The sequence below is a fragment of the uncultured Caulobacter sp. genome (assembly GCF_937900395.1).
In the GTDB taxonomy this organism is placed as follows: domain Bacteria; phylum Pseudomonadota; class Alphaproteobacteria; order Caulobacterales; family Caulobacteraceae; genus Caulobacter.
On the sequence record NZ_CALCDX010000117.1, the window covers coordinates 1 to 6,120 of the forward strand.

7 protein-coding genes and 1 pseudogene are annotated in these 6,120 nt (G+C 66.1%); 1 reads left to right on the forward strand and 7 read right to left on the reverse strand.

Going from position 1 to position 6,120, the window contains the following annotated elements:
• Nucleotides 1-49 precede the first annotated feature (49 nt).
• The 5 genes and pseudogenes from Q0379_RS10060 to Q0379_RS10080 form a co-directional block, all read right to left on the reverse strand.
• Nucleotides 50-346, reverse strand: a complete 297-nt coding sequence (locus tag Q0379_RS10060; protein WP_010919129.1) for a 50S ribosomal protein L23 — start codon at nucleotides 344-346, stop codon at nucleotides 50-52.
• Entirely contained in the window at nucleotides 346-984 is a 639-nt protein-coding gene (gene rplD, locus Q0379_RS10065) for a 50S ribosomal protein L4 (RefSeq protein WP_066684370.1), read from the reverse strand. The genes Q0379_RS10060 and rplD overlap by 1 nt, the downstream gene beginning before the upstream one ends.
• The gene (gene rplC / locus Q0379_RS10070) at nucleotides 984-1,751 is read right to left on the reverse strand and encodes a 50S ribosomal protein L3 (protein ID WP_299007844.1); all 768 of its coding nucleotides are present in this window, start codon (nucleotides 1,749-1,751) and stop codon (nucleotides 984-986) included. The genes rplD and rplC overlap by 1 nt, the downstream gene beginning before the upstream one ends.
• 14 nt (nucleotides 1,752-1,765) lie before the next feature.
• On the reverse strand, nucleotides 1,766-2,074 hold the full coding sequence (rpsJ, locus tag Q0379_RS10075) for a 30S ribosomal protein S10 (protein ID WP_004616952.1): 309 nt from the start codon (nucleotides 2,072-2,074) through the stop codon (nucleotides 1,766-1,768).
• Between the two features lie 13 nt (nucleotides 2,075-2,087).
• Nucleotides 2,088-2,275: pseudogene (locus tag Q0379_RS10080) on the reverse strand (hypothetical protein).
• Between the two features lie 402 nt (nucleotides 2,276-2,677).
• Between Q0379_RS10080 and Q0379_RS10085 the strand changes: the two are divergent.
• On the forward strand, nucleotides 2,678-3,436 hold the full coding sequence (locus Q0379_RS10085) for a hypothetical protein (protein WP_299007848.1): 759 nt from the start codon (nucleotides 2,678-2,680) through the stop codon (nucleotides 3,434-3,436).
• A gap of 95 nt (nucleotides 3,437-3,531) precedes the next feature.
• Here Q0379_RS10085 and Q0379_RS10090 read toward each other — a convergent pair whose 3' ends face one another.
• Both Q0379_RS10090 and Q0379_RS10095 read right to left on the reverse strand, forming a co-directional pair.
• Complete coding sequence (locus Q0379_RS10090; RefSeq protein WP_299007850.1) at nucleotides 3,532-4,371, reverse strand: DUF2807 domain-containing protein; 840 nt, start codon at nucleotides 4,369-4,371, stop codon at nucleotides 3,532-3,534.
• A gap of 81 nt (nucleotides 4,372-4,452) precedes the next feature.
• Nucleotides 4,453-6,120: FdhF/YdeP family oxidoreductase (locus tag Q0379_RS10095; protein WP_299007853.1), on the reverse strand; the 1,668-nt coding region annotated here is incomplete at its 5' end.

Below are 6,120 nucleotides of genomic sequence, written 5' to 3' on the forward strand. Positions count from 1 at the left end.
GGCCGCGCTGGCCGGGGCTGGTCGGGTTAAATTGCTTCAAGGCCATGACTTAGAGCCCCGTCGTGATGTCGATCGACTGGCCTTCGGCCAGCGTCACGATCGCTTTTTTGACGTCGTTGCGACGACCCACGATGCCGCGGAAGCGCTTGGTCTTGCCCTTGGTCACGATGGTGTTGACCTTGGTCACCTTGACCTTGAACAGCTCTTCGACGGCGGCGGCGATTTCGTCCTTGGTCGCGTCGTTGGCCACCTTGAAGACAACCTTGTTCTGCTCGCTGAGCAGGGTCGTCTTTTCGGTGATCACCGGCGACAGGATCGTGTCGTAGTGGCGAGCGGTGGCGGCCATTAGGCGGCTTCCTTCTCAGCGAAACGAGCCGAGATCGCTTCGACCGCGTCCTTGGTGAGGACCAGGGTCTGGCGACGCAGCACGTCGTAGACGTTCAGGCCGGCGTTCGGCAGGACATCCACGTTCGGGATGTTGCGGGCGGCGAGCTTGAAGTTCGCGTCCACTTCCGGACCGGCGATGACCAGGGCGTTCTTCAGACCGATCTTGTCGAAGTTGGCGCGCAGGGCGGCCGTCTTAGCTTCGGTCAGAACGGCGCTGTCCAGGACGACCAGCGAGCCCGACTTGGCCTTCGACGACAGAGCGTGCTTCAGGGCCAGGGCGCGGATCTTCTTGGGCAGGTCGAAGGCGTGGCTGCGGACCACGGGACCGTGGGCCTTGGCGCCGCCGACGAACTGGGCCGCACGGCGCGAACCGTGACGGGCGCCGCCGGTGCCCTTCTGCTTGTACATCTTCTTGCCCGTACGAGAGACCTCGTTGCGGACTTGAATCTTGTGGTTGCCCGAGCGGCGCTTGGCCAGCTGCCAGGTCACGACGCGCTGCAGGATGTCGCCGCGGATGTCGTCGATGCCGAAGATGGCGTCGTCGAGATCAACGGAGCCGGCCTTGCCGCCGTCCAGTTTGATGACGTCGAGTTTCATTAGCCTTCGCCCTCTTCGGTCGCAGCCGCGGGGGCCTCTTCAGCGGGGGTTTCAGCAGCAGCCGGAGCGGCTTCGCCAGCCTTGCGGAAGGCGCCCGGACGCGGAGCGTCAGCCGGCAGAGCCTTCTTCACGGCGTCACGAACCTTCACGTAGCTGCCTTCGTGGCCCGGGACGGCGCCCTTGACCAGGATCAGGCCGCGCTCGACGTCGACCTTCCAGACGGTGACGTTGAGGGTGGTGACGGTTTCTTGACCCAGGTGACCGGCCATCTTCTTGCCCGGGAACGTACGACCCGGATCCTGGCGGTTACCGGTCGAACCGTGCGAACGGTGCGAGACCGAAACACCGTGGGTGGCGCGGAGACCACCGAAGTTCCAGCGCTTCATGGCGCCGGCGAAACCCTTACCGACAGTGACGCCTTGGATGTCGACCTTCTGGCCGGCGACGAAGTGGTCGGCCGTCAGTTCGGCGCCGACTTCGATCAGGGCGCTTTCCTCGACGCGGAACTCGGCGACGACGCGCTTCGGCTCGACGGCCGCCTTCGCGAAGTGGCCGCGCAGGGCCTTCGAGGTGTTCTTGGCTTTCTTGACGCCAGCGCCGAGTTGCAGGGCGGTGTAGCCGTCCTTCTCAACGGTGCGCACGCCCGTGACCTGGCAACCGTCGAGCGACAGGACGGTGACCGGCACGTGCTGACCAGCTTCGTCGAAGAAGCGGGTCATGCCGAGCTTCTTGGCGAGGACGCCAGTGCGTTGGGTGGGGAGAGTCATATGGAAGGCCCTCCTTACAGCTTGATTTCGACGTCAACGCCGGCCGACAGGTCGAGCTTCATCAGCGCGTCCACGGTCTGCGGAGTCGGGTCAACGATGTCGAGGACGCGCTTGTGCGTACGGATCTCGAACTGCTCGCGCGACTTCTTGTCGACGTGCGGCGAACGGTTGACGGTGAATTTCTCGATAAGCGTGGGCAGGGGGATGGGGCCCCGCACCGTCGCACCCGTGCGCTTGGCCGTATTGACGATCTCGCGCGTGGAATGATCCAACACGCGGTGATCGAAGGCCTTGAGCCGGATGCGGATGTTCTGACGATCCATATCGCTCGGTTTCCTAGTGGGCTGCGCCCGCGTCTCGAACCATTTCAAAGACCAACTCGGAACCCAGGTGGGCTCCGTACGCAGCGTCCGCAAAACAAATATCCCCAACAGTCGCCTGTCGGGGGTGATGACCAGATATTGCGCCTGTGAGGGCGCTATGTCCGGGCGTCTCGCGAACCGCGTTTGAGCCCGAAAGCTCACAGCCGGTCCAACAGAGGCGCGCTTGTACGTTCCAGAATCGGTTTCGTCAAGCGCTCTGTCCGGTTCGTCTCGTCCAAAAGGACTCGAGTCGTCGGGCGGGTTCTGGATAGGCGCCCGCGCCCCTCCGCGCAAGACCCCCGCAAACATAACGCCGGTCGGCTTTTAACAGCCCCAGGTCAAAGCAAGAAATGAACGTGCGCACGCTTGCGCGTAGTCGAAATTCTCTTCTCCGCAAGTGTCACAAAAATGCATTATTCGCCCCGCAAGCGTCGCCGCGGGCCTTGAGCACGCCCCCAAACCTCCATAGATGCCGCCCCTCCCCGGCGGACTGGGCGGCCCCTCCCCCCAACAACGACCGCCCCGCCAGCCGGAGGAGCCACAGTGACTAAGGGGATAGACCCAATGAATACGAAGCTCTTCGCCACCGCCGCCCTGATCGCCGCCGCCGTCTCGGCCCCGGCCTTCGCCCAGAACGTGGGTTCGGTCGGCGCGGCCGTGAACTACACCGACATCAACACCAAGCTGGGCGGCGGCCACGGCTCGTCGGCCATCGTCGACGGCTCGGTCGCGATTCCGCTGCAAGGCGCCTGGACCGTGACCGCCAACGGCGACGTCTCGATCTCGGACAACGACCTGTCGGATGAGACCGTCGCTTCGGCCGCCGCTCACCTGACCACCAAGATCGGCGACAGCTGGCGCGTCGGCGGCTTCACCGCCCTCTCCCGCCCGGCCAACGACACCGTCTGGGCCGTCGGCGGCGAAGCTCACAAGTACCTGTCGAACGTGACCCTGTCGGGCGTCGCGGCCTACGGTCAGTCGAACGACCTGGACGCGGACCTCTACACCGTGCGCGGCGACGTCCGTTACTTCGTCACGGACAACTTCCGCCTGGACGCCGGCGCGGCCTGGTCGCGCATCGACACCAACGCCAACGCGGACCTGTGGGACGTGAACCTTGGCGGTGAGTACAAGTTCGCCAACTCGGGTTGGTCGACCTTCGCCAAGTACACCCACAGCGAATCCGACGACCTCGCCGACCTGAACGCCGACGCCATCAAGGTGGGCCTGCGCTACACCTTCGGCGGCAGCCTGAAGACCCGCGACCGCGCTGGCGCCGACCTGATCTCGGCCGGCGACCTGTTCGGCTTCGGCGTCCGCTAAGCGCGACGCCGGCCCCACGGTCCGGACATGAAGAAGGCCCCGGGAGCGATCCCGGGGCCTTCACTCTTATATATATGTGCGTGACGATGGGCGGCCTACTGGCCGATGATGACATCGCCCGAGCCGGCCACGTGCTTCTTGATGGGGCCGTTGACCTTGGCGATCCGGACGTCGCCGGAGCCCATCACGCTGACCTCGACCTGATCGGCTTCGCCCTTGAAGGTGACGTCGCCCGAGCCCATCACGCTGACCTCGACGGCGCGGCTGCGGCCGCCCGCGACCGCGATGTCGCCCGAACCGGCGATATTGCCTTCCAGCTTGCCGCCGATGCTGGCGACGGAGACATCGCCCGAACCGGCGATGTTGACCTCAAGGTCGCCCCCGATCGCCTGGGTGCTGACGTCGCCGGACCCAGCGATGCTGATCTCTGCGGAGCTCGCCGAACCCGTCCGCGTGTCGCCCGAGCCGGCCTGGCTGACCTCTAGCTTTCCTTTGGTGTTGGCCACCGTCCAGTTGCCGCAGCCCGCGTTGCCGAGTTCGACGCTGTCCGAGCGGCCGATGTCGCCGAACACAGCGCCGCCGGCGCCGACGCGCACATCCATCGGCGTGCGGATGGCGACTTGCGGAATGTTCTCATAGGCCACGTCGCCGACGCCGCGCACCTTGACCCAGGTCTTGCCGTTGCGGCTGTTGCAGCCGTTGATCCGGCTCATCCGCAGATCGCCGTCGATGACGACCTTGTCGCCTTCGTTGCGGACCGTCAGGGGCAGGCTAGCGTTGGTGGTCAGGAACTCCACCTTAATGTCCGGGCGGCTCTCCGGAATGATCACAACGCGGGCGACCGCGTCCTTGATCTTCACGGACGGCTCGGCCTGGGCGACGCCAGCGGCGGAAACGGCGGCGGCCAGCACGGCCAGGGTGGTCATAGCGCGCATCAGTAAGCTCCCCATCAGATGCGTGTATCTCGATGGGGGCAAGCTAGCGGCGCTTCGTCCGGACCACGACTTAATTCGCGGTCATGACGTGGAAGTCATCGAACGCCACTCGGCCTGGTGCTTGCGGAGCCTGACGGGCGCGGACTTGTAGGCCGGCGTGCCCGAGCGCTGGTCGTGGTCGTCCAGGGCGATCACGACATTGGTCTCGGGATAGTAGGCCGCGAGGCAGCCCGGCGGGATATCGCGCGCCACGACCGTGAAGGCGCGGACCACGCGTTCGCCGCTCTCGTCGAAGGCCGCGCCGACGTCGATCAGGTCGCCCTCCATCAGCCCCATCCGGGCCATGTCGTCCGCATTGGCGAAGACGACGTCGCGCCGGCCGAACACGCCGCGATAGCGGTCGTTATTCCCATAGATGGTCGTGTTGTACTGATCGTGGCTGCGCAGGGTGGTCAGGATCAGAACGTCCGGGTCGCCCCGGCGCGGGTCGCCGCCCTTCGGATCGAAGACCAGGAAGTTGGCCTTGCCCGTCGCCGTCTTCCACACCCGGTCCGATGGCCCGACCGGCAGGCGGAAACCGCCCGGAACGCGGACCTTCTCATTGTAGTCCTCGAACGCGGCCGGGAAGACCCGGGCGATCAGGTCTCGGATGGCGTCGTAGTCGTCGGCCAATCCTGGCCAGTCGACCAGCGGATCCTGGCCGAAGGTCGCCGTCGCGATCCCCGCGACGATGGCGGGCTCGGACAGCAGATGCTCCGACGCCGGCGGGTTGAGGCCGCGCGAGGCGTGGACCATCGACATCGAGTCCTCGACCGTCACCGACTGACGCACCCCGGCCCGCACGTCCAGCTCCGTCCGCCCCAGGCACGGCAGCAACAGCGCGGCCTTGCCGACCAGCATGTGCGTGCGGTTCGGCTTGGTGGCGATGTGGACGGCCATGTCCAGCTTGCGCATCGCCGCGAAGGTCCTGACCGGATCGGGCGCGGCGACGGCGAAATTGCCGCCCAAGCCGACGAAGACCTTGGCCTCGCCCCGCTCCATCGCCGCGATCGTCTCGATCACGGTATGGCCATGAGCGCGCGGCGGCTCGAAGCCGAAGACGTCGCGGATCGAGTCCGACAGCGCCTCCGAAGGCTTCTCCCAGATCCCGACCGTCCGATTGCCCTGGACGTTCGAATGGCCGCGAAGCGGACAGATCCCAGCCCCGGGGCGCCCGATATTGCCTTTCAGCAGCAGCAGGTTGACCAGTTGCTGGACGGTCTGGGAGCTGTCGCGGTGCTGGGTCAGGCCCATGCCGTAGCAGAGGATCGTCGCCTTGGAGCGGGCATAGGTCGCCGCCGCTTCCTCGATCCGCTCACGCGGCAGGCCGCAGCCGGCCTCGATGGTCGCCCAGTCCAGCGCCTCGAGATGCGCGGCCAGCGCCTCGAAGCCGGTGGTGTGCTCGGCGATGAAGTCGCGATCCAATACGTCACCGTCGTGAGCGTCGAGGGCCAGCACCGCCTTCATCATCCCCTGCACCAGCAGGGCGTCGCCGCCGATGGTCAGTTGGTAGTAGGCCGAGGCGATCGGGGTCGAGGACAGGGTCGCCATCTCGACCGGATCCTGCGGCGAGGCGAACTTCTCCAGGGCCCGTTCGCGCAGCGGATTGAACGCCAGGATCGTCGCGCCGCGCCGGCTGGCCTCGCGCAGGGTCGCCATCATCCGCGGATGGTTGGTGCCCGGATTGTGCCCGAAGCACAGGATCAGGTC